Raw genomic sequence first — 22,275 nt, 5'->3', positions numbered from 1 at the left:
CGCCGGCTTCTGATTGAAGATTGCGAATACGGGACGAATTCGATGAAGAACTTTTTCAACCGCAGGGAAACGATCGTCACCGAGGCCCTGGACGGCCTGTTGCGCACCATTGGCTCAGGCGACCTCGCGCGCCTCGACGGGTATCCCGAGATCAAGGTCGTGCTGCGCGCCGATTGGGACAAGTCCAAGGTTGCCGTCGTCTCCGGCGGCGGGGCCGGGCACGAGCCGTCGCATGCCGGCTTCGTCGGCAAGGGCATGCTGACGGCGGCGGTTTCGGGCGAGATCTTCGCCTCGCCGAGCGTCGAAGCGGTGCTGGCGGCCATTCGCGCGGTCACCGGACCGGCCGGTTGCCTGCTGATCGTCAAGAACTACACCGGCGACCGGCTCAATTTCGGCCTCGCTGCCGAGAAGGCGCGCGCCGAAGGTTTTGCCGTCGAGATGGTGATCGTCGCCGACGACATCGCGCTGCCCGACATCACCCAGCCGCGCGGCGTTGCCGGCACATTATTCGTGCACAAGATATCAGGCCACCTGTCGGAAGCCGGCAAGGACCTGGTATCCGTCGCGGCGGCCGCGCGTGCGGCGGCAAAGGATATCATCTCGCTCGGAATGTCGTTGTCGTCCTGCTCCATTCCCGGCCAGCCGCACGAGGACAGGTTTGGCGAAAACGATGGCGAGCTCGGCCTCGGCATCCACGGTGAGCCGGGCGTCGAGCGCATCGCGGTGCAGAGTGCCGACAAGCTGGTGGCTGTCATGGCGGAGCGCCTCGCGGGGCGGCTCGACACGAAGGCCGATCATGCCTTGCTGATCAACAATCTCGGCTCCGTGCCGCCGCTCGAAATGTCGCTGGTTGCCAATGCGGTGCTTGCCTCACCGCTGGCAAAGACAGTGAAGTTCACAATCGGTCCCGGATCGTTGATGACGGCACTCAACATGAACGGGTTCTCGCTGTCGCTGATCCGGCTCGATGCGGCACGCGAGGCCGCCTTGCTGGCGCCGGTCGGCCCGCACGCCTGGATGCCCGCCAAGCCGCTCGTTGCGCCCGCTGTCGTACCGATGGCGAAAGCAGCCGGACAAAGCGTGGCACACAGGGCCAGCCGGGATGCCGGCACCAGGCGCCTGATCGTCACGGTCTGCGAGAAGCTGATTTCGCTCGAAGCGGCATTGAACGGACTGGACGCCAAGGCGGGCGACGGCGACACCGGCTCGACGGTGGCGGCCGGCGCACGAAGCGTTCTTGATCGGCTCGACACGCTGCCGCTTGCCGACCCCGCGGCGACCCTAGGTGCAGTGGGCGACATATTGAGCGCATCGATGGGCGGCTCCAGCGGGGTGCTGCTGTCGATCTTTTTCACGGCGGCCGGACGGGCCCTGGACGCTGGCGCCAGTGTGCCCAAGGCCCTGCTCGCCGGGCTTGAACGCATGACCTTCTACGGTGGCGCCAAACCCGGCGATCGCACCATGGTCGATGCGCTGGAGCCGGCCTTGAAGGCCCTCGACGGCAACGGCCTTGGCGACGCGGCGACAGCAGCCCGGCGCGGTGCGGAGGCCACCGCGGCCATGGAGAAGGCAAAAGCCGGGCGGTCCGCCTATGTCGGTGCCGGATTGCAGGGCGTGGTCGATCCGGGTGCTCATGCCGTGGCAGAGGTGTTCGCGGCCGCCGCCACACTGCTTGTCACGGCCTGACGCATGCACCAGTTGTCGAACGACCGTTCTTTCGCTACTGCCGGCAAGGTGCAAACCGGGAATTCGGGCGACATGACGGCGCTGGACCTTTCGAGGCTTATCACGGCCGCCGCGGATGCGATTGCCGCGCACGCCGAGGAATTGACCGCGCTCGACCAGGCGATCGGCGACGGCGACCACGGGCTGAACATGAAGCGCGGCTTCGACGCCGTACGGGCCGAGGCCGACGTGTTCGCCGCGAAGCCGCTGCCGGACGCCCTGAAGGCAATTGGCACCAAGCTGGTGATGACGGTGGGCGGCGCTTCCGGCCCGCTGTTCGGCACGCTGTTCATGGCGCTCGGCAAGGAGATTTCGGCGGAACCCGACCGCGCCAATCTGTCGGTTGCCTTCGGCAAGGCGATCGAAGCGGTGGCCGCGCGCGGCAAGTCGCAGGTAGGACAAAAAACCATGCTCGATGTGCTGCGGCCGGTGCATGATGCCTTGGCCGGGGGAAGGACGGCGGCTGAAATAGCCAACGTCGCCGACGCCGCGGCCGAAGCCACCGTGCCGATGAAGGCACTGCGCGGCCGCGCCTCGTTCCTCGGAGACCGCTCGATCGGCCATATGGATGCCGGCGCGCGCTCGACCGCGCTGCTGGTGCGCACGCTGGCGCAAATCATCGGGGGCAAGGCATGAGCAATGTCGGGATCGTGATCGTATCGCATTCGCCGCTGGTCGCCGAGGGCACGGCCGACATGGTACGCCAAATGGTCGGCGACGAGGTGCCGCTTGCGTGGTGCGGCGGAAACGGCCATGGCGGGCTCGGCACCAATGTCGAGGCGATCATGGGCGCCATCGACAAGGCCTGGTCGGACGCCGGCGTCGCCATTCTTGTCGATCTCGGCGGCGCCGAGACCAATTCGGAAATGGCGGTGGAATTGATCGGCGAGCCGCGTGCGCACAAAATCATCGTCTGCAACGCGCCGATCGTCGAGGGCGCGGTGATGGCGGCGACCGAAGCATCCGGCGGCGCCTCGCTCCGGGAAGTGGTGGCGACGGCGCACGAATTGTCGCCATCGTGAGCGAACGGGATTTTTGAAGATATGTCCGCAACCGCCGAAGCGACCGTCCTGATCACCCACGATGTGGGCCTGCATGCGCGTCCTTCGGTGAAGTTCACCAAGCTGGCCAAGAGCTTTGCCGCCGAGGTGGAGATTGCACTCGCCGCCAACGGCCCATGGTTCGATGCAAAAAGCATCGTCAAAGTGATGGCGGCCAAGGCGCCGAAGGGCACGGTGCTGCACATCAGGGCCAACGGCGATGGCGCCGATGATGCTATCCGGGCGCTGGTCGAACTGGTGCAGCGCGATTTCGACGAGGACGCCGGCCATGTCCGCTCGGCTTGAGGCCGATCCGCGCCTGCGCTCACCCGCTGGGAACGCGTGCCATGCGTATTGAGGGTGTTCCTGCCTCGGCCGGCTATGCCGAGGGACCTCTGTTCGACCTCGGCCAGCCCGCGGGCATTTACGTTAGCAAGGCAAGCTCCGTCGAGGAGAGGACGTCCCTGCAGGCCGCGATCGGCAAGGCGGTGAACCGGCTCGTGGCCATGGTCGGAACCGCCGAGAAAGATGCGGCCGACATACTCGAATTCCACATCGCCATGCTGGAAGACGACGCGCTGAGCGGGCCGGCCTTCGCATCGATCGCTTCCGGAACACCCGCCGACACGGCCTGGCGGCAGGCACTCGATGCCGAGATCGCCGGCTACGAGGCTTCGGACCAGGATTATTTCCGCGCCCGCGCCACGGACCTTCGGGATATCAGGGACCAGGTTCTGCGTGCCCTGACCGAGGACAGTGACCAAGCCGCGCCGTCCGGCGCCATCCTCTACGGCGAGGACATCGCGCCGACGCGCTTTCTCGAAACCGACTGGAGCCATGGCGGCGGCATCGCTCTGAAGGCAGGCAGCACCGCCAGCCATGTCGCCATGCTGGCGCGCTCGCGTGGCGTGCCGATGGTCGTGGGCCTGCGCGAGCCGCTCACCGCCGTTGCCGACATGGCACTGCTCGACGCGGAGCACGGCAATATCGTCCTGGCGCCCTCGCCGGCCGAGATCGGCTCGTTCCGGCAGTCATCCTCTTCCTTCACCGCCGGCCAGGGTAAGGCACGGACTTTTCTGGCGCGGCCGGCCCTGACAAAAACCGGCACGGCGGTGCGCGTACGGGTCAACATCGCCGATCCTAGGGATGTCGATGCCATCGACATCGCGACCTGCGACGGTGTCGGCCTGATGCGCACCGAATTCCTGTTCGGCAAAACGCTGCCGGATGAGGAGACGCAGTATCGTGCCTATCGCAAGGTGCTGGAATGGGCCGGCGAAAAGCCGGTGACGATCCGTACCGTCGATGCCGGCGGCGACAAGCCGGTGCCAGGCTTCACCGTCGAGGAAGGCAATCCATTCCTTGGCCTGCGCGGCATCAGGCTGTCGCTGGCCAGGCCCGATATATTCCGGATTCAAATCAGGGCATTGCTGCGCGCCGCGCCACACGGCAATCTCAAAATCATGTTTCCGATGATCGCCACATCAGCAGAGTATGAGAGCGCCGCCGCCCTGTTCGCCGAGGAGCGGGTAGCCCTTGCCGCGCGCGGCATCGCGCACAAGATGCCGCCGCTCGGCATCATGGTCGAAGTGCCTTCGGTGGCCATCGCGCCGGAGGCGTTTACCGGCGTCGCCTTCCTGTCGATCGGTTCCAACGATCTGACGCAATATGTGATGGCGGCCGCCCGCGACAATGCCGCTGTGGCACACCTGAATTCAGTCCGCCATCCTGCGGTGTTGAGGCTGATCGCCTCGGTCGCGGCCTTTGGACGGGAGACCGGGATCGCCGTCAGCCTGTGCGGCGATGCCGGCGGCGACCCCGCCTCGATTCCCTCTCTGCTGGAAGCCGGTCTGCGCGATCTTTCCGTGGCGCCGGCGCAACTCGCCATGGCCAAGGCGGCCATAGCCGACGTTCCGGTCTAGGCATGGCCGACATCAAACCCGAACCCGGTTCCGAAGAAGCGATCCGCGCCTACAAGACGATCCTGTCGCAGGTTATCGACCAGCGGCCGTCCGGCATGCGCCAGCGGCTCGCCGATGCGCTTGGCAAGCACCGCAGCTTCGTCACGCAGATTTCGAGCCCGAGCTACTCGATTCCCATTCCGTCGAAACATCTGCCGGCCATCTTTTCCGTCTGCCATTTCAGCCAGGCCGAGCGGGACCAGTTTCTTGCCGCCTATCACCAGGCACATCCCGGGAAGATCTCGGTCGCCTCGGGCGCGCGCAAGACAAGGCACGTTTCGCTCATCGTGCCGGATTTCGGCGACGACAAGCAGAATGCGGCGCTCGACCGAGCGATCAACGAATTCATCCAGAAGGTCACCAGCATCACCGGCAAGAGCGGCTGAACGACCCTTGATGCAGGCTATTTCGGGAGGAGACGGCCGTGAAGAAATTCATGAACTCGGTGGACACGGTACTGACCGAGAGCCTCGACGGTTTCGCGGCCGCCCATGCCGACATCCTTGTGCTTGGCGAGGAGCACAAATTCATCCGCCGCAAGATGCTCAAGCCGGGCAAGGTGGCGCTGATCTCCGGCGGCGGCTCCGGCCACGAGCCGCTGCATGGCGGCTTTGTCGGCCGTGGCATGCTGGACGCCGCCTGTCCTGGCCAGGTGTTCACCTCGCCGACACCGGATCAGATGCTGGCGGCCGCGCAAGCCGTCGACACCGGCGCCGGCTGCCTGTTCATCGTCAAGAACTACGAAGGCGACGTGATGAACTTCGAGATGGCTGCGGAGATGTCCGATGGCGTGCTGCAGGTCGTCACCAATGACGACGTCGCCGTCGAGAATTCGTCCTACACAACCGGGCGGCGCGGCGTGGCGGGCACGCTGGTGGTGGAAAAGATCGTTGGCGCCGCCGCCGAGCACGGGGTGGCGTTGCCTGCGTTGAAGACGCTGGGTGACCGCGTCAACGACGCCACCCGCTCGATGGGCGTGGCATTGACCAGCGGCACCGTGCCGGCTGCCGGCAAACCGACCTTCGACATCGGCGAAGGCGAGATGGAATTCGGCGTCGGCATCCATGGCGAGCCCGGCCGCCGGCGCGACAGGCTGAAAAGCGCCGATGCAATTGTCGAAGAAATCTGCGCTGCGATCCTGGGCGATCTCGACGACAGGGCGAAAGGACCCGCGCTGCTGTTCGTCAACGGCTTCGGCGGCACGCCGCTGATGGAGCTCTATCTGATGTACAACAGCGCCCGCCGGATTTTCGAGCAACATGGCGTGACGGTTACCCGGTCGCTGGTCGGCACCTATGTCACCTCGCTCGACATGGCCGGCTGCTCGATCACGCTGAGCCTGCTCGACGACGAACTGACGGAATGGTGGGACGCACCTGTCCACACCGCCGCGCTGCGCTGGGGCGTGTAAGGCTGGCTTCAGCCGTGCTTTTCTGCGACCATTCCGGACAATCCACATAACGATGGATTTGTCCGGATCGATGCTGCCGTCTCTTACTCCAGCTGAAGAAAAACTGCTGCTGCGCTTCGCCGATCCGGAGGCTGTGGCGGTCGGGGAGAATTTATCGGCGAAGGCGCTGTCTGCCCTGCTCGACAATGTCGAATTCCACGGCGTCCTCCCGATCATGCTGCGCAAGCTCGGGGAGCGTGGCGATGCGCACCTGCCGTCGGATACTGGTTTGCGAGACAAACTCGACGACCTGCGCCAGAGGGCGACGATCGCCACCGGCCAGTCGATGCTGCTTCAGTACCATGGCGACCGCATCATGAAGGGAATGGCGGCGGAAGGCATTCCGGCGCGGATCGTCAAGGGGCCGGTCTTCGCACGAAAACTCTACCGCAATGTATCCGACCGGCCTTTCACCGACATCGACATCCTGGTCGAGCCCGCCGACCTTGCGCGGGCAAACCGGGTGATTGCGGCATGCGGCTTCGAGCTTGCCAGCAACGAGGCCGAATCTTACCGGCTGCAGGAATTCAAATGGCTGGAAAAGGAGAATTCCAGCCTGCTGGTCGAGTTGCATGGCGACCTTGTGCACGACACCGGCATGCGGCGGCGCCTGTCGCTGGGTTTTCGCGAGCTTGGCATCATCGATGGCGGCGCGACGGATACGCCGGCCGCCCTTCTGACGATCGCCATCGTGCATGCCGCCGGCGGCCACAAATTCCACCGTCTGCAGCTTTGCGTCGACGTGCTGCAAGGTGTGAGGGCGCTGCAATCCCCGGTTTCGGAAACCCGCCTGCTTGACGCCGCGCGCATGACCGGCATCGAACTCGAACTTGCGATCGTGCTCAACGTAACCGGGCGGCTGTTCGACGAACCGCATGCGCTGGCACTCGCCGGGCGAATAAAGCCCGACCTGTCGATCCGACTGGCCAAGAAGCTGATCACGACCAACACGCTGCTCAGGGTCAATTCCCGGGAGAAGATCGGCTCGCGGCTACGCCGCGATGCCTTTCGCTGGATCCAGCGGCTGGCCAAGGCCAGGCCATACGCCGCTTGAGCGGACCGTCAGTCCAGTGATGCCAACGTAGCGCTTATCAGCGCCGCCGCATCGGCCGGACGCACGCCTACTTCCAGGGTAAAGGTCGGCACCGACGACACCAGTCCACGGATCGCCGCCAACCTGCGCTTCTGCAGCGGCAGCAGACCGGTCGCGCCGGTGCGGACATTGTCCATCGCCAGCGCCACCATCGCGTCGGTCCGGGCCATGGGCGCGAGCCGGGTCTCTTCGTCGCCGGATCGCGCAAGATGCAGGAGCGCTGCGACCGGACGGGCGGTCGGACTTTCGATTTTTACGATCCCACTCAGCTTTTCCAGCGAAACAGCCTGTTCGCCATTGCGGTCCCATGACAGACCGAGGCATGGCGCCACAAGCGGGATCATCCGCGCGGTCTTCTCATGGATCTTGACATGGCGCGGCAAACCCCAGGCGGCAGGCGTGGGGGAAGCGAGATTCAGGATCATGGCGTCGTCGGAGCACAGGCCGAATCCTTGCGTTGCCAAGGCCAGCGATGTGGTGGTCTTGCCGGTGCCGCTCGGGGCATGGACCAGCACGACGGCGTCGCGGCCCGGCAGCGTCAGCCCGGCCGTGTGCAGCATATGCTGGCCGCCTGCGTCGAGTGCTGCGTCCAACACCAGCATCGATGGCGTCCAGGCGGCCTTCGCACCGGGGCGAACCCGGAGTTCGGCCCAACCCTCCTCGTCATTGACGACAACGGCTTGGCGTTCGGGAAAGACGAGATGGACCGTGCCGCCATCCGCGATCATCCGGCAGTAGCCGTCCTCCGATATCTCGCCCTCGAAGACGAGCGATCCGCCGGGCGCTTCGTCCAGAACGTCCGCCTCTGTGATCTCGAGACGAAAATCCGGCTCGACGGGACCTGTGACACGCAAGGTGCCCAGCATCCCGTCGAAATCCTGCCAGAGCCCGGGGCGCTCGGCCGATATGCCGAGGATCTGGCCATTGAGGTCATAGAATACTGAAGGTCTGGTCAAGCGGAGCGCACCTTCGTGGCGGCGGTGGCGGGGTGACGGTAGATCTCGACCATGCCGGGAAGGCTGTCACTGACCACCGGCTTGCCGTCCAGGCACACCCAGCAATGCGCCGCCAGCCGCGACGCTTGCAGCGACTTCGGATCGACGCCGAAACGCAGTTGCGGATCGAAACCGGCAAGGCGCAGGAAGCGATGGCCGAGCAAGCCCTCCCGCAAGCATCTGCGGTCACGCATCAGCCAGGGATGACGCACGGCACGGTTGACGCGGGCGACAATGTAGGGGGCGGGCAGGCCGCGATAGGGCGCCGGCGAGGCGAGCGGCGCCCATTTCAGCACGTCCTCGAAGCTGCGATTGGCAATGAGAATTGGCATCAGCCGCGCGCTTGCCCAGAGATGACAGCGGAACAAGGCGCGCAGGAGAGGACCGTCCACCATCAAGCGGTGCCTTCAGCCATCAAGCCTGGAGCAGCGAGAATGCCTTCCGAGACCAGATCGCTGGCCAGCGCCGCCATGTCCTCGTCAAGCGTGCCCTTGTCGATTTCGAACTCCTCGCAAAGTAGGCCGACGATCTGGCCGAGGCTGCGCGCGCCATCCACCTTGTCGAGAAAGGCTTCGGTCGTCCCGTTGCAGGTATAAAGCTGGCCGCTGCGCGCCAAAAGCACAACCGCGCCGTCGCCGACATGCTGAACCGAGGCATCGTCCGCCAGTCGCAGAACCGTTCCAGAGGCAATTTCCATAACGAACCCCAAAAGCCATGCAAAACCCGGAAATGAGATAGCGCGGTGGTGGGGCGCTGTCTATTGGCCGGCCGGGATGGCTCCCGTGGCTCTATGCTTGCAGCACGCTCTTGTCAGGCCGCAACATCCATCCAGCGTCGAAAATCGTCCCTGAAAATAGTCGTCGGAATGGCGCGCCAGGCAAGCATGCTGACCGGCAGGCCCGTTGCTTTTCTTTCCTCCAGTAAGGTAAGAACTCCCCGGGTCTTGGGGAGATAGCGTATGCGTTACAATTGGGAGCGGGCTCCGACGACTTTCGAACGTCATCGAAAAGCTCTGGCGACAGCCATTTTGATCTTCGGCGGCGTCGGCCTCATGCTGGTGGCCTTGCCGATCTAGCGCCGTCGACATTCGCCCAACGAATCCGGCTTGTTAGACGGCAATCGACAGATTGTTCAGCGAGGTTGTCCGGTCACCGCTATCAAGCGGCGATCGCACCCTTAAAACCCCGGCTGAAGCGCTGCACAGCCCGACGATTACCGCCGGCTTGCCTGCCGGTGTGTATTCACAGGATTCCGACAGGCTGTAGGAGATCGGACGGTTCCTCGAGCCTGGTCCCGATCGACCATTGATGGCGCATGCGCTCACATCCTCCCGCTCGATATCGTCGGACAGCGGGCATCCCGGTCAGGACAAGACCGGTTCAAACGAAAATCAGGGAAGACAGCGCCGGAAAAAACAGCATAGGCTGTTTGCAAAGACGGCAAATGGTTTCCGGGAGGGTACGGATGGCTTTACGCTATCACGAGATCTATGACGGCTGGAAACGCGACCCGGAAAAATTCTGGGCCGACGCGGCCGGCGCCATCGACTGGTATTCGCCCTGGAACAGGGTGTTCGATGCCACCGCCGGCGTCTACGGCCGCTGGTTCACCGGCGCGACCTGCAACACCTGCTACAATGCCCTTGACCGGCATGTCGCCGGCGGGCGGGCCGACCAGATCGCGCTGATATACGACAGCGCCATCACCGGCACGGTGAAAAAGTTCACCTATGCCGAACTGAAGCGCGAGGTGGTGGCGCTGACCTCGGTGTTAAAGAACCGCGGCGTCGGCAAGGGTGACCGCGTCATCATCTACATGCCGATGGTGGCGGAAGCGGCCATCGCCATGCTCGCCTGCGCCCGCATCGGCGCAGTGCATTCGGTCGTGTTCGGCGGCTTTGCCTCGCATGAGCTCGCCACCCGCATCGACGACGCCAGGCCGAAGCTGATCATCTCGGCGTCCTGCGGCCTGGAACCCGGCCGCGTCGTCGCCTACAAGCCGCTGCTCGACAAGGCGATAGAGATATCCCGCCACAAGCCGGACGCCTGCCTGATCCTGCAGCGCGACCAGTTGCGCTGCGAGCTCAGGGAAAACTACGACATCGACTATGCGGACGCGGTCGCGCGGGAGCGGGCGGCCGGCGCCAATGTCGACTGCGTGCCGGTGCTGGCCACCGACCCACTCTACATCATCTACACGTCAGGCACGACGGGCCAGCCCAAGGGCATCGTGCGGGACAATGGCGGCCACATGGTCGCGCTGAAATGGACGATGGAAAACGAGTTCGGCGTGAAGCCCGGAGAAGTGTTCTGGGCGGCGTCCGATGTCGGCTGGGTGGTCGGCCATTCCTACATCGTCTACGGCCCGCTTCTGCATGGCTGCACCAGCATCCTGTTCGAAGGCAAGCCGATCGGCACGCCCGACGCCGGCACCTACTGGCGCGTCATCGCGGAACATGGCGTGGTCGCGTTGTTCACCGCGCCGACCGCCTTCCGCGCCATCAAGGGGCAGGATCCCAAAGGCGAGTTCGTGCCGAAATACGATCTGTCGAAATTCCGCACCCTGTTCCTGGCCGGCGAACGCGCCGACCCTGAAACCATCAAATGGGCGGAGCAGAAGCTGAACGTGCCGGTGGTCGATCATTGGTGGCAGACCGAGACCGGATCGCCGATGACGATCAACCCCGCTGGGCTCGGCCTGTTGCCGGTGAAGTACGGCTCGCCCGGGGTACCGATGCCCGGCTACGATATCCGCGTGCTCGACGATGCCGGCCATGAGGTGCCGCGCGGCACGCTCGGCAATGTCGTGGTCAAGCTGCCGCTGCCCGCGGGCTGCCTGCCGACCCTGTGGAACGCCGATGCCCGCTTCCGCCAGGCCTATCTCGATGAGTTCCCCGGCTTCTACAAGACGGCCGATGCCGGCATGATCGACGAGGACGGGTATCTCTACGTGATGGCCCGCACCGACGATATCATCAACGTTGCCGGCCACCGATTGTCGACGGGCGCCATGGAAGAGGTGCTGGCCGCCCATCCCGATGTCGCCGAATGCGCCGTCGTCGGCATCGCCGATGCGATGAAGGGCCAGATTCCGCTCGGCTTCGTGGTGCTGAACGCCGGTGTCGCGCGCGACGGCGCCGCCATCGAGAAGGAGGTCGTCGCGCTGGTGCGCGAGCGCATCGGCCCGGTGGCCGCCTTCAAGACCGTGGTGACGATCAAGCGCCTGCCCAAGACGCGCTCGGGCAAGATCCTGCGCGGCACCATGCAGAAGATCGCCGACAAGGAAGCGTGGATGATGCCTGCAACCATCGACGACCCCGCCATCCTCGATGAGATCACCGCTGCCCTGACGGAGCGCGGAATCGGCGTCTAAGGAGCACTGCCGGGACCTGACTGGAGCTACCGTTGCGCGATGTTGCGACGCGGCGAACTTTGTGATGACCGCTGGGCGCAATCGTAGATTGTGCGATGCAACATTCCGCCCTACAGTTCCCGCGGGGGGCCATTCGATTGGATCGCATGGCTCAGAAAAAAATAACCTTTGGCGGTATCGACATCCTGCGGTTTCTCGCCGCCGTGCTGGTCATGGTCTATCACTACGGCTTCTGGGTCTGGGCCTATCCCGACGGCATCTCGGCGCAAGCGACTGGTGGCGTTCCGGCGCAGCCTGGGATCGGCGCCTGGGTCGGGTCCGGCTGGGTCGGCGTCGAGATCTTCTTCGTCATCAGCGGTTTCGTCATTGCCTTCAGCGCCGAGAATTCGACGCCGCTGCGGTTTTTCGAGGCAAGGGTCAAAAGGCTGGCGCCGGCGGTCTGGATTTGTGCCCCGATCACTACGGCGCTGTTGCTGCTGATCGGCTTGAGCTGGCCGACCGATGCGGTGGTTCGGCTCGTGCGCACCGGCCTGTTCGCGCCTTATGGTCCCTGGGTGGACAGCGTCTACTGGACGCTCGGCATCGAAATCGCCTTCTACGCCATCGTCTGGATCCTGCTGCGGCTCGGCCGTTTCCATCTGATGGAAAGGGTTGCGATCGTCATCGGCATGATCAGCACGCTGTTCTGGTGCCTTTATTATCCGCTCGGCTGGTCCGCCTTCGCCGAGACGCGGTGGCTGCAGCTCGTGCTGGTGCATCATGGCTCATTCTTCGCGGTCGGCGTGCTCATCTGGCTGATGCGGTTCAAGGCGGTGACGGCGTCTCGCCTTGGCTTCTGCCTGCTGTTCCTCGGCAGTGGGGTGCTGCAGATCGCCAGCTCCGTCGACGTCCATAGCATCAAAGTCGGAGCCGTGATGCCGTACGGGCCGCCAATCTTGATCTTCCTCGCTGCCATCGCGCTGACGGCGTGGTCGCTCACGCTTGATCTCAGATGGAGCGGCTGGCGCCGGATCGGCCTGATGACCTATCCGCTCTATCTGATCCACGACGTCATCGGCGCGGCGATGCTCGGCGCCATGGTGCGCTCCGGGCTGCCTTATCTCCTGTCGATGGCAATGGTCGGCGCGACCATGATCGCGGCAAGCTGGCTGGTGGCAACCGAGGCCGAACCGCGCATCCGGCTGCTGCTCGACCACACGCTTTTCCGTTACCGGCTGAAGGCGGCATAGCCTCGAGCTATACGCCGCTCCGCCTCATGTCCGGCCGCATGAACGGCGGCCGGACGGTGCCGAAACCTTGTGCGATTTCGGAATGAGAACCGCTGCGCGGGTTCAAGACATGATGGCAACGGCCTTATCTCAGACCGCCGCCTTCGAACGCACTTCCGACTTGTCGAGATAATAGCTCGAGTACTTGTCGAAGAATTTCTCCGACGCGCCGAACGACCCGTATTTGGCGAGCTTCTTCAGGTCGACCTTGTTCAGCACCGCGCCGACGATCTTGTTGGCGACATAGGGCTCGGATTCCAGCATCGAGCGCACCATGGCGCGCGGCGTGCGGCCCCATTCGGTGACGAGCACGAAGCCGTCGACCAGCGGCGCGAAGGCCTTGGCGTCGACCACCGGGCCAAGCGGCGGCAGATCGACGACGATGTATTCGAAGGTCTCCTTGGCGTTTTCGATGAAACGACGCATGCCGGCCGAGGAGAGAAGCTCGCTGGTGTGCGAGAAATGGCCGCGCAGCACAGCCGGGATGATCGCCAGCTTGGTCTGCCTGTCGATCTTGCCGACGGACTGCCAGGTCTGGCCGCTCACCACCGCTTCCATCAAGCCTTGCTCGGCTTCCATGCCGAGGCTGCGGCTAAGGCCCGGATTGCGCAGATCGCCATCGATGAGCAGCGTCCTGGAGCCATTGGCGGCGAGCAGCCCGGCGAGATTGGCCGCGACCGTCGACTTGCCTTCGCCGGGCAGGACCGAGATCACGCCGATGACGCGGCTGCCTTGCCCTTCCATCACCACATCGAAGGCGATCTTGGCGCTGCGCAGCGTTTCGGAGAACATCGATGCCGGAGCGTCGATGCTCACCCGCATCCGTGCGCGCCTTTCGATCGCGGCCGGCGATCTGGCGACCTTGAGATCGGGTTCGGCTGGCTTGTCTTCCTTGCTCGGTTTGCTGCCGATGGTCGGCAGGTAACCGAGGAATTTGAGGCCGACGCGGTCGCGGACCTCCTCGCCGGTCCTGAAGAACCGCTCGTTGAACTCGTTGAGGCCGCCGAAGCCGGCGCCCATCAGAACCCCGAGCACCAGCGAAAGGCCGAGCACGATGACTGTGCGCGGGCTTGAGGCGGCAAGCGGCGTCGACGCATCCGAGATGATGCGGATCTTGCCGACCGGGAAGGATTGCTGCTGCGCGGCTTCCTCGTAGCGTCCGAGGAACGTCTGGTAGAGCGTGGAGAGTGCCGTCGCCTTCTGGTCGAGATCACGCAATTGGACCTGCGACTGGTTGTCGATCGAACTCTTGCCCTGCGCGGCGGCGACATTGGCCCTGAGCGCGGTCTCGCGCGCCAACGCCACCTCATACTCGTTGCGGTAGCTTTCGGTGAGCTGCTTCAGTTCGCCGAAGATCTGCGTCGAGATGTCGGCCTTCTCCTTGGCGAGCGCCACCGCCTGCGGATGCTGCGGGCCGAAATTCGCCTCGACATCCTGCTGCCGTTTGGCGACCGTGAGGTAGCGGGTCTTCAGCGCCGCAATGACCGAGCTGGCTGGCTGGTCGCTGGATATGGCGGCATCCTTGAAAGCGTTGTCCGAGCCGCTGTCGACGATCGACTTGTATTGCTGGTAACGGGCGCTGGCACGCGCCGTGTCGGCCTGCGCCACGATGAGCTGGGCGTTCAGGTCGGCGAGCTGCTTGTCGCTCATCAGCTGGCCGTCGCTGTTGGCGGACAGGCCGTGTTCGGCCCTGAATTTCTCGACCGCCAGCGATGCCTGCTGCGAGCTCTCGCGCAGCTCCGTCAATCGGCCCTGCAGCCAGACCGCCGCGCGCTCGGTGGCGTCGAAGCTGGCGTCGAGCTGGTCGGCGAGATAAGCGTCGGCATAGGCCTTGGTAATGGCCTTCGCCAATGCCGGATCCGTCGCCTGGTAGCCAAGCGCGATAACGTAGCTTCGCCCGACGCGATCCGCCCGGATCTCGTTCTGCAGTTTGAGGATGGCGTAGTCGCGGCGCGACGTGGCGATCAGCGCATCGCGCGCGGCGGGGTCGAGCTTGGTGATGTCGCCGACACCCGGCATGACCGGGCTGCTCGGACGAACATACTGGATCAGACCGCGGATCAGGCCAACGCCCTGGGCAAGGGCCGACTGGGGCGGGTTCATGAACGTGTCGTTCTGGTCGAGCTTGAGCTTGTCGACGACCACGGCGGCAAGCCGCGTCGAGGTCAGGATCTCGATCTGGCTCAGAATCGCGGAATCGGTCTGCATCGTCGTCGATGCCGCCGAGATGTCGTCGACGATCTTGTTCAGACCTTCATCGATCAACACGCTGGAAACCGACACGAATTTTGGCGGCGTGGTCTGCAGATAGAGCATGCCCAGGAAAAGGCCGATGATGGCGCACACGCCAACCACCTTGGCCTGCCGTGCGGCCATGCCAAGCAGCCGCTCGATGTCGATGAAGTCGTCGCCGTCTCCTGCTTCCGAATTCGGCAATGGCATCCTCTTGTCGAGAGGAAAATTGGCATAATTCATCTTCGGTCCAATTCTGGCTTGTCTCGCTCGCAGGCCCCGGAGAGATCGGGAGCATTGGCAGGCGCGACACACGCTTGGTGCCGGACAGCGCGGAGCCGGCCGGCCCCTGAGCCGTCAGCCACCCGACAATACTCCCGAAAGATGGGCATTATGCGGCTTCTTCCTGGCGTTCATGCGTCCGGACGAACTCCCGGAGCATCTCGAAAACCGGACCCTTCATGTCGTCGCGCGCCAGCGCGAAGGCGATATTGGCCTGGATGAACCCTTCCTTGGACCCGCAGTCGAACATGCGCCCCTTGAAAGGCTGGGCAAAGAATGGCTGCTCCTGCGACAGGCGAACCATGGCGTCGGTCAGCTGGATCTCGTTGCCGGCGCCGCGCTGCTGGTTGCCCAGAAGCTGGAATATCTCGGGCTGCAGGATATAACGGCCATTGATGTAGAAATTCGACGGTGCGTTGGCCGGCGCCGGCTTTTCGATCATGGCCGTCACCTCGAAACCGCCGCCAATGTCGGCGCCACGGCCGACAATGCCATATTTGTTGGTCTCGGTGGGATCGCAACGCTCGACGGCGATGACGTTGCCGCCGGTCTGTGCATAGAGGTCGGTGATCTCGGCCAGGCATCCGCGCCCGCCGAAGGAGACCATGTCAGGCAAAAGCAGGGCAAAGGGCTCGTTGCCGATGACCTCGCGGGCGCACCAGACGGCATGGCCGAGGCCTTGCGGCGACTGCTGGCGGATGAAGGAGGTGGCGCCGGCCACCGGCAGCATGCTTTCGAGCGTCTCCAGCTGAGTCTTCTTGCCAGTTTGCTCCAGGGTTCCGATCAATTCCGGATGCAGGTCGAAATAGTCCTCTATGACCGCCTTGTTGCGGCCGGTGACGAAGACGATGTGCTCGATGCCGGCCTCGAAGGCCTCGTCCACCGCATATTGCACGACGGGCCTGTCGACGACGGGAAGCATTTCCTTCGGCATCGACTTGGTCGCCGGCAGGAACCGCGTTCCAAGCCCCGCCACCGGTATCACGGCCTTCCTGATTTTCTTCATCGCAAATTCCTTCTGAGGAGATCGACTACAGTCCATTCACAGGCCACGAAAAATCCCTCCATGTGCCTGCATCTTCACCTCCCCGCCCCGACGGCAAACTGTGCCGCTACTCTTCGCAACCGCACGGCGATCGGCATGCCCATATGCCTGACCGCCGCCGGGTCGCTGAGCGCCGTCCGAATCGCCTTGAGCGGGGACCGCGCCTTGATGTGCTGGACCATCGCCAGGAACGAGGCCGCCTTGCGCAGGCTGCGGCCGCGCCGGGCGAATGCCGCCTGCGCGGCCGCGTCCATCGAATGGGTTTGAGCGAAAATCTCGTCGGCCTTGCGCATCGCCTCGACGTGATGAGGCTCGAGCACGCGCGAGATGGAGCCGCTGCGGATATGATAGGCATAGCCGATTTCAGGCTCGACCACGCATCTGCCGCCCATGGCGAGGGCTTCGGCAAACAGGATGTAGTCCTCGCCGATCCTCAGCTTCTCGTCATAGCGAAGCCGGTTTTCGTCAAGGAACCGGCGCAGGAAGATCGGCTTGAGATAGCCGAGATTGAACTTCGATTCGAAGACGACGTTGCCGGCGATGTAGGTCGCCAGCGAAATCTCGCGCAGGCCTTCCAGATACTGGCGCGGGAACATCGCGTCCTCGACCACGCCGTCCTCACGGACGACCTGGAGATTGTCGACGGCAATCTCGGCGCCCGCCTTTTCGGCGCGGCCGATCATGGCGGCGACGCGTCCGGGAAAGACGGCGTCGTCGGCATCGAGAACCGCTATCCACCTGCCGCGGGCGGCGTCGAGCCCGGCATTCCTGGCCCCTCCGGGGCCCCTGTTCTTTTCCAGCGCCACGACACGCACGACATGCTCGGGATAGGCCCTCGCCACATCAAGCGTGGCATCACGCGACTTGTCGTCGACGACGATGATCTCGAGGCTGACGCCCTTCTGGGCGATGGCGCTGGCGACCGCCCTATCAAGGGTTGCCTCGGCATTGTAGGCGGCGATCACAAAGGAAACATCGGGCACGGACGAAATGTCAGGCTGCACGCTTGCCTCCTTCCCCTGGTGAAGGCTGGCCATAGAGGCGCAGTTCGCGGATACCGACAAGACCGCTGACAACGCCGACATGCATGATGCCGCGCAAGACACTGCGGTTCCTGCGGACCGGACTGGCTGCAACCGGAAGTGCCGCGGCGAAGCAAAAAGCGGCCTTTGCCGCGGCAAGGCCGGCCTGCTTTACTCGCGCGATGCCGCTGGCGCCGCGGCCCAGGAGATGGCCGTGCGTCTGGCCAACCCGGAAGCGGCGGCGGCTGAGCCAGTCGAATGCGGCCCTGGCCCTCGGCACCGCCTCGTCGACCCATGCCTCCGGCGCAAAGGCGATCCGGCCGCCTGCCTTGTGCATCTGGTCGAAGAATTCGGTGTCCTCGCCGCCGGTCTGGCCGCGCGCCAGGCTGAAGCGGCGGCCGCGCAAGCTGTCGGATGCCATGCGCAGCAGGACGTTGCAGGTGTAGCCGGTGCGGATTTCGCCGTGCACGCGGACCGGCAAGGTGGAATGGAAATCGCCGCGGCGCATCCATTCCGGCGCATCCGGACGATAGAGCGCGCGCACCGGGCCGAGAACCGCGGCGGCGCCGCTTTTATCGGCCGTTGCCACCAGTTCGGCGAGCCAGTGGGCCGTAGCGGTCTCATCGTCGTCGATGAAGGCCAGGAAATCAGCCTCGCTGGCCTCGAGACAAGCGTTGCGAGCGATCGAGATGTTGCGGGCCGGGCAATGCCGGTAGCGGACCGGCAACTTCAATTCCTGCGACAGCACCGTCACCAGGTCCCTGGCGCTCGGCGTGTCGTCATTGTCGGCGACGATGACGCCGACCTCGAAGCCGTCAGGCATGGCCAGGGCGGCGAGCGAGCGCAGCGTGTCGGCCAGTTCCGGCCGCCGGAATGTGCACACGCCGATGTCGATGCTGCGATGCTTGACCTCAACCGCCATCACGCCGCCCTCCGCCGCGTGCCGAGGCCGAGAAGCTGCAGCCAGAAGCCGACGGACCAGCCGAAATGCATGACCATCGCCGAGACGCCGGCAAGCGCGATATCGGCATTGCGCTGGCTGATCGCCGCCACCAGGCCGTAGCCTAGGCACACCGCCACCCACAGCAATAGCGGCAGCGCCGCGATCCAGTGCACGAAGGAGAAGGCCGCCAGCAGAACCACCGGGAAGACCGCCAGCGGCACCATCTGCCTGACCTTCGGGATCACACGATGTTTCAGCACGTTCTTGGCGCGGCCGCGGCCATAGCCGAGATACTGGACATAAAGGCCGCGCAGCGAGGTCCGCGGATAATAGACCATCTGCGTCCTGCCGCTCATCCAGATCCTGTAGCCGGCCCGCCTCAGCCGATAGTCCAGTTCCGCATCCTCATTGTGGCTGAACGTCTCGTCATAGCCGCCGACGGCCTGGAAGGCCGATATCCGCATCAGTGCGTGATGGCCGTGGTCGACCCACTCCCCGGCGGAGAGATGGCGATGCTTGGAGCCGCCGGTGCCGAGCTTGGAGTTCTGCGCCGCCGCCGCCGCTTTCTGCACCGTGCCGCTGCCGCTGGTCAGCATCGACACCACGACCGAATCCGCCCCGGTCGCCAACGCCTCCTCGACCAGTCGGTCGCAATAGTCGTCGGGATAGCCGCCATGGGCGTCGATGCGGATCAGATAGTGCGCACCCTCGCCGAATTTGGCCACCGCCAGGTTGATCGCGGCGCTCTGGATGCGCTTTTCGTTGTGAAGCAGGATGATGCGAGGGTCGTTCCTCTGGCGCTCGCCGACAATGGCCAGCGTGCCGTCGGTGCTGCCACCATCAGCAACGACGATCCGCGCGCCAAGCCGTTCCGCCGCCGGGCAAAGCTGGTCGAGCAGCGCACCGATATGAGTCGCCTCGTCGAGACACGGGATCACGATCAGGGTGGAGGCAAGCGCTTGCGTCATCGGGCGATCTCCATCCTATGCCAGGGCCTCGGTCGCGAGCGGCCCGCGCACAGTGGTCAGGCGGCGCAGTTTTTCGACTAGCGCGCCGCAGTCGCTGCGATCGTAGCTCCACATCCTCGGATTGTGGGCCAGCACGCGCGCCTTCAGCCTGCCGAAGCGGTGCTGTTCCATCCCGCCAAGCGCGGTTTCGAGCGCTTCGGGCGTGGCCTGCGGCAGCAAAACGCCGATATCGCGCTGCCGCAGGAACCGCCCGGTCTCGGTGTTGTCCATCGAGATCGGCACCGCGCCGAAGCGGCAGCCTTCATAAAGGCGGTTGGGCAGCAGCCATTCGGAGTTCTGTCCCTCCTCGAAGAAATCGATCGCCCAGGAGAAATGGACGTCGTGATAGATCGCCGCCATGTCCTCCGGGTTGCGATACGGCCCGCGAAACGACATGTAAGGTTCGGCATCGACGAAGGCATGAAAATCCGGGAACTCGGAAAGTGCCGGACGGCCGCGCAAGACGATTTCGAACCGGCCTTCCATGTGACGCGTGAAACCGGCCAGCAGTTCGAGCGAACGGCGGCACCGGAGCGCCCCGAACCAGCCGATCCGCCACGGCGGGGCGAGAGGTCCTTCCACCGCCTCGCGCTCGGCCGGCAGAATCGCCGCCGCCTCGAAATATTTGTTCTCGACCAGTTCAACCGGCGCCGCGACCTGGCGGAAAGGCGTGAAATAATTGGCGATGAAGGCGGGCGAACTGGTCACCAGCAGCCGCACATCCCGCGCCAGATGACGCTCGGTGGCGCGCAGCGCCTTACCCAGGACATCGTCGCGAAGCACCAGGCGGTGAATGTCGAGACATTCATAGACGATCGGGACAGCGGCGCCGAAAGCCGACCGGGCGCGGCGGGCCAGCGCCAGCATCTCCAGGTTACGCGCGATGATGATGTCGGGCTTCGGCACGTCCCTGAGCTTCGAACCTATCGAAACCGCTGTTTTTGCCACCGCCACCAGGCGCTGGGCGAATCGCCCGTCGCGCGTCGCGCCAAGGTCGATTGGCCGCAAGCCTTCGATGTCGGCAATCGGAGTGGCGGCGCGGCGGAAGCCCGCCAGGGTAACCCGGGCGCCACCTGTCCTGAGCATCGTGATCCGCCGGCGAACCGCCGGGTCGGAAACATCATGTACCAGGTACAAGACATGCAGCATGAAAACTCGACCGCTGTTTGACCCACCCAGGGGAAGCCTAGTACAGCTCTTGCTGCATCGCAACATTTTTGGCGCACCGTTCCACGTTTTCTGTTGCACTGCAAAATTATTGCCGTAGTTTGTGGTCGGCGGCGGTTGTGGATTTCGGGGCTCCGAAATCCGCGCAAAGATCAGGAATCCTGAATTTGGAAGCCAATCCATTCGATCCGCCGGAAGGCTCACTGCGCAAATCGGTCGGCCGCGGTGCCGTCGTGACCGCAATGGCGCAATCGGTGCGGGTCGCTACGCAGATCATTTCCGTCATCGTGCTGTCGCGACTCCTGTCGCCGCAGGATTTCGGCGTCGTGGCCATGTGCGCTCCTGTGCTCGCCTTCATCGCCCTGTTCCAGGATTTCGGCCTGACCCAGGCGACCATCCAGAAATCGGGCATCCGGCATGAGGAGGTGAACTACCTCTTCTGGATCAATGTCGCCGTCAGCGCGGTCCTCGCCTGCGTGCTCGCGGGCGCGGCACCCCTGGTCGCCGCGTTCTATGGCGAGCCGCGCGTCGCCGGTCTGGTGGCGGCACTGGGATTGCAGATCCTTGCTTATGGCCTGGGAGCCCAGCATCTGGCGCTGCTGACGCGTCGCATGCAGTTCGGCCGCCTGGCAATCATCGACGTCGCCGGGGCCGTCGCGGGTCTGGCCGTCTCGATCGCCTGGACTTTCATCGACCGTTCCTACTGGGCGCTGTTTGCAGGCACGCTGACCGGCGCGGTGCTGCCGACGCTGTGCTACTGGGCCAGTTCGCGCTGGCGCCCAGGCATGCCGCGCAAGGTCGTCGGGATCAGCGAGCTGATCAATTTCGGTGCCGGGATCACCGGTTTCAATTTCGCCAATTTCTTCGCCCGCAATCTCGACAACGTGTTGATCGGCAAATACTGGGGCGAGGCCCAGCTCGGACTCTACGACCGCGCCTACAAGCTGCTCCTGTTCCCGCTCAGCCAGATCACCAATCCGCTGTCGAAGGTGATGGTGCCGGCGCTGTCGCGACTGAAGGACGAGCCGGACCGCTATCGCAGCGCCTATTTGCGCGTGATGCCGCTGATCCTTCTGGTGGCGCTGCCCGGCGTCGCTTTCGCCACCGCGATGTCGGATGTGCTGATCCCCTTCGTGCTCGGCGAGCAGTGGCGCGCCAGCGCCTCGATCTTCCTGGCGCTCGGCTTTGCCGGCCTGCTGCAGCCGCTCAACAATCCGGCTGGTTGGCTTTTCGTCAGCCAGGGCCGGTCCGGCGACTTCATGCGCTGGGGCATCATCACGGCGGTGACCTCGGTGCTTGCCTTCGCGCTCGGCCTGCCCTACGGCGCGCTCGGCGTGGCGGTCGCCTATGCGGTCAGCGAGTATCTGCGCACGCCCTTCCTATGGCTCTATGTCGGCAAGAGCGGACCGCTGCGAGCCAGCCATGTGCTGCGCACGGCAGCGCCGTTCGTGATTGGCGCGCATCTGGCGCTTGGGGCGGTCTGGCTGGTCAAGCCGATGCTGCCGCAGCAGCATGTCGTCGCCTTGGCAAGCGGCGTCATCCTGGCCTACGCGATCACCATCGTCGTCGCGCTGACCTTCGCCGCCGGGCGCGAAGCCTTGCGGGAGGCCTTGAAAATGCTGCCGGCAAGGGCGCCGGCGGCGACGCCGCGCGAGGCGCAATAATTTCGGCGC

The 22,275-nt window shown here is 64.5% G+C and carries 20 protein-coding genes; 11 read left to right on the top strand and 9 right to left on the bottom strand.

What is annotated here, in order from left to right; translation table 11 throughout:
• Positions 1–42: 42 nt before the first annotated feature.
• The 8 genes from LB571_RS07095 to LB571_RS07060 all read left to right on the top strand — a co-directional run bounded on the left by LB571_RS07095 (position 43) and on the right by LB571_RS07060 (position 7,230).
• Entirely contained in the window at positions 43–1,686 is a 1,644-nt protein-coding gene (locus LB571_RS07095) for a dihydroxyacetone kinase subunit DhaK (RefSeq protein ID WP_224593273.1), read from the top strand.
• A gap of 72 nt (positions 1,687–1,758) precedes the next feature.
• Positions 1,759–2,361, top strand: coding sequence for a dihydroxyacetone kinase subunit DhaL (gene dhaL / locus LB571_RS07090; RefSeq protein WP_041163578.1), 603 nt, complete (start codon positions 1,759–1,761; stop codon positions 2,359–2,361).
• Positions 2,358–2,747 carry a dihydroxyacetone kinase phosphoryl donor subunit DhaM gene (gene dhaM / locus LB571_RS07085; protein ID WP_015314198.1) on the top strand — a complete coding sequence of 130 codons (390 nt, stop codon included), beginning with the start codon at positions 2,358–2,360 and terminating at the stop codon, positions 2,745–2,747. Before dhaL ends, dhaM begins: the two co-directional genes overlap by 4 nt.
• Positions 2,748–2,768: 21 nt before the next feature.
• Positions 2,769–3,071, top strand: coding sequence for an HPr family phosphocarrier protein (locus tag LB571_RS07080; protein ID WP_015314199.1), 303 nt, complete (start codon positions 2,769–2,771; stop codon positions 3,069–3,071).
• A gap of 41 nt (positions 3,072–3,112) precedes the next feature.
• On the top strand, positions 3,113–4,687 hold the full coding sequence (ptsP, locus tag LB571_RS07075; protein ID WP_140875661.1) for a phosphoenolpyruvate--protein phosphotransferase: 1,575 nt from the start codon (positions 3,113–3,115) through the stop codon (positions 4,685–4,687).
• A gap of 2 nt (positions 4,688–4,689) precedes the next feature.
• The gene (locus LB571_RS07070) at positions 4,690–5,112 is read left to right on the top strand and encodes a hypothetical protein (protein WP_140660519.1); all 423 of its coding nucleotides are present in this window, start codon (positions 4,690–4,692) and stop codon (positions 5,110–5,112) included.
• Between the two features lie 38 nt (positions 5,113–5,150).
• Positions 5,151–6,137 (top strand): dihydroxyacetone kinase subunit DhaK, encoded by a 987-nt coding sequence (dhaK, locus tag LB571_RS07065; protein WP_140875663.1) that lies wholly within the window; start codon positions 5,151–5,153, stop codon positions 6,135–6,137.
• Positions 6,138–6,207: 70 nt separating this feature from the next.
• Entirely contained in the window at positions 6,208–7,230 is a 1,023-nt protein-coding gene (locus LB571_RS07060; protein ID WP_181173981.1) for a nucleotidyltransferase family protein, read from the top strand.
• Positions 7,231–7,238: 8 nt separating this feature from the next.
• On the opposite strand, the gene LB571_RS07055 is transcribed toward LB571_RS07060, so the two are convergent.
• Genes LB571_RS07055 through LB571_RS07045 form a run of 3 tightly spaced genes read right to left on the bottom strand, consistent with a single transcriptional unit; the run spans position 7,239 to position 8,961 of the window.
• Positions 7,239–8,225 carry a serine kinase gene (locus LB571_RS07055; protein ID WP_224593262.1) on the bottom strand — a complete coding sequence of 329 codons (987 nt, stop codon included), beginning with the start codon at positions 8,223–8,225 and terminating at the stop codon, positions 7,239–7,241.
• Positions 8,222–8,659, bottom strand: coding sequence for a lasso peptide biosynthesis B2 protein (locus tag LB571_RS07050; RefSeq protein ID WP_140614927.1), 438 nt, complete (start codon positions 8,657–8,659; stop codon positions 8,222–8,224). The genes LB571_RS07055 and LB571_RS07050 overlap by 4 nt, the downstream gene beginning before the upstream one ends.
• A complete protein-coding gene (locus LB571_RS07045; protein WP_015314206.1) occupies positions 8,659–8,961 on the bottom strand; it encodes a PqqD family protein in 303 nt (100 codons plus the stop codon). Before LB571_RS07045 ends, LB571_RS07050 begins: the two co-directional genes overlap by 1 nt.
• Before the next feature lie 767 nt (positions 8,962–9,728).
• On the opposite strand from LB571_RS07045, the gene LB571_RS07040 reads away from it, so the two are divergent.
• Positions 9,729–11,636, top strand: coding sequence for a propionyl-CoA synthetase (locus LB571_RS07040; protein WP_224593259.1), 1,908 nt, complete (start codon positions 9,729–9,731; stop codon positions 11,634–11,636).
• A gap of 146 nt (positions 11,637–11,782) precedes the next feature.
• On the top strand, positions 11,783–12,865 hold the full coding sequence (locus tag LB571_RS07035) for an acyltransferase family protein (protein ID WP_224593254.1): 1,083 nt from the start codon (positions 11,783–11,785) through the stop codon (positions 12,863–12,865).
• Positions 12,866–12,994: 129 nt separating this feature from the next.
• Here LB571_RS07035 and LB571_RS07030 read toward each other — a convergent pair whose 3' ends face one another.
• The 6 genes from LB571_RS07030 to LB571_RS07005 all read right to left on the bottom strand — a co-directional run bounded on the left by LB571_RS07030 (position 12,995) and on the right by LB571_RS07005 (position 20,584).
• Positions 12,995–15,379 carry a polysaccharide biosynthesis tyrosine autokinase gene (locus LB571_RS07030; protein WP_224593251.1) on the bottom strand — a complete coding sequence of 795 codons (2,385 nt, stop codon included), beginning with the start codon at positions 15,377–15,379 and terminating at the stop codon, positions 12,995–12,997.
• Positions 15,380–15,527: 148 nt separating this feature from the next.
• Entirely contained in the window at positions 15,528–16,424 is an 897-nt protein-coding gene (locus LB571_RS07025) for a UTP--glucose-1-phosphate uridylyltransferase (protein ID WP_140821594.1), read from the bottom strand.
• A gap of 74 nt (positions 16,425–16,498) precedes the next feature.
• On the bottom strand, positions 16,499–17,467 hold the full coding sequence (locus LB571_RS07020) for a glycosyltransferase family 2 protein (protein WP_140660018.1): 969 nt from the start codon (positions 17,465–17,467) through the stop codon (positions 16,499–16,501).
• The gene (locus LB571_RS07015) at positions 17,457–18,407 is read right to left on the bottom strand and encodes a glycosyltransferase (protein WP_224524215.1); all 951 of its coding nucleotides are present in this window, start codon (positions 18,405–18,407) and stop codon (positions 17,457–17,459) included. Before LB571_RS07015 ends, LB571_RS07020 begins: the two co-directional genes overlap by 11 nt.
• Positions 18,407–19,396: a glycosyltransferase family 2 protein gene (locus LB571_RS07010; RefSeq protein ID WP_140714284.1), complete on the bottom strand. Its 990-nt coding sequence runs from the start codon at positions 19,394–19,396 to the stop codon at positions 18,407–18,409. Before LB571_RS07010 ends, LB571_RS07015 begins: the two co-directional genes overlap by 1 nt.
• A 15-nt stretch (positions 19,397–19,411) precedes the next feature.
• Positions 19,412–20,584 carry a glycosyl transferase family 1 gene (locus LB571_RS07005; protein ID WP_224593247.1) on the bottom strand — a complete coding sequence of 391 codons (1,173 nt, stop codon included), beginning with the start codon at positions 20,582–20,584 and terminating at the stop codon, positions 19,412–19,414.
• Positions 20,585–20,769: 185 nt separating this feature from the next.
• Between LB571_RS07005 and LB571_RS07000 the strand changes: the two genes are divergently transcribed.
• Positions 20,770–22,266, top strand: coding sequence for a lipopolysaccharide biosynthesis protein (locus tag LB571_RS07000; protein ID WP_140660022.1), 1,497 nt, complete (start codon positions 20,770–20,772; stop codon positions 22,264–22,266).
• Positions 22,267–22,275: the final 9 nt, after the last annotated feature.

Origin of the sequence: Mesorhizobium sp. BR1-1-4, assembly GCF_020165375.1 — a bacterium.
Lineage (GTDB): Bacteria > Pseudomonadota > Alphaproteobacteria > Rhizobiales > Rhizobiaceae > Mesorhizobium > Mesorhizobium australicum.
This window is presented reverse-complemented; position numbering and strand designations above follow the sequence as displayed.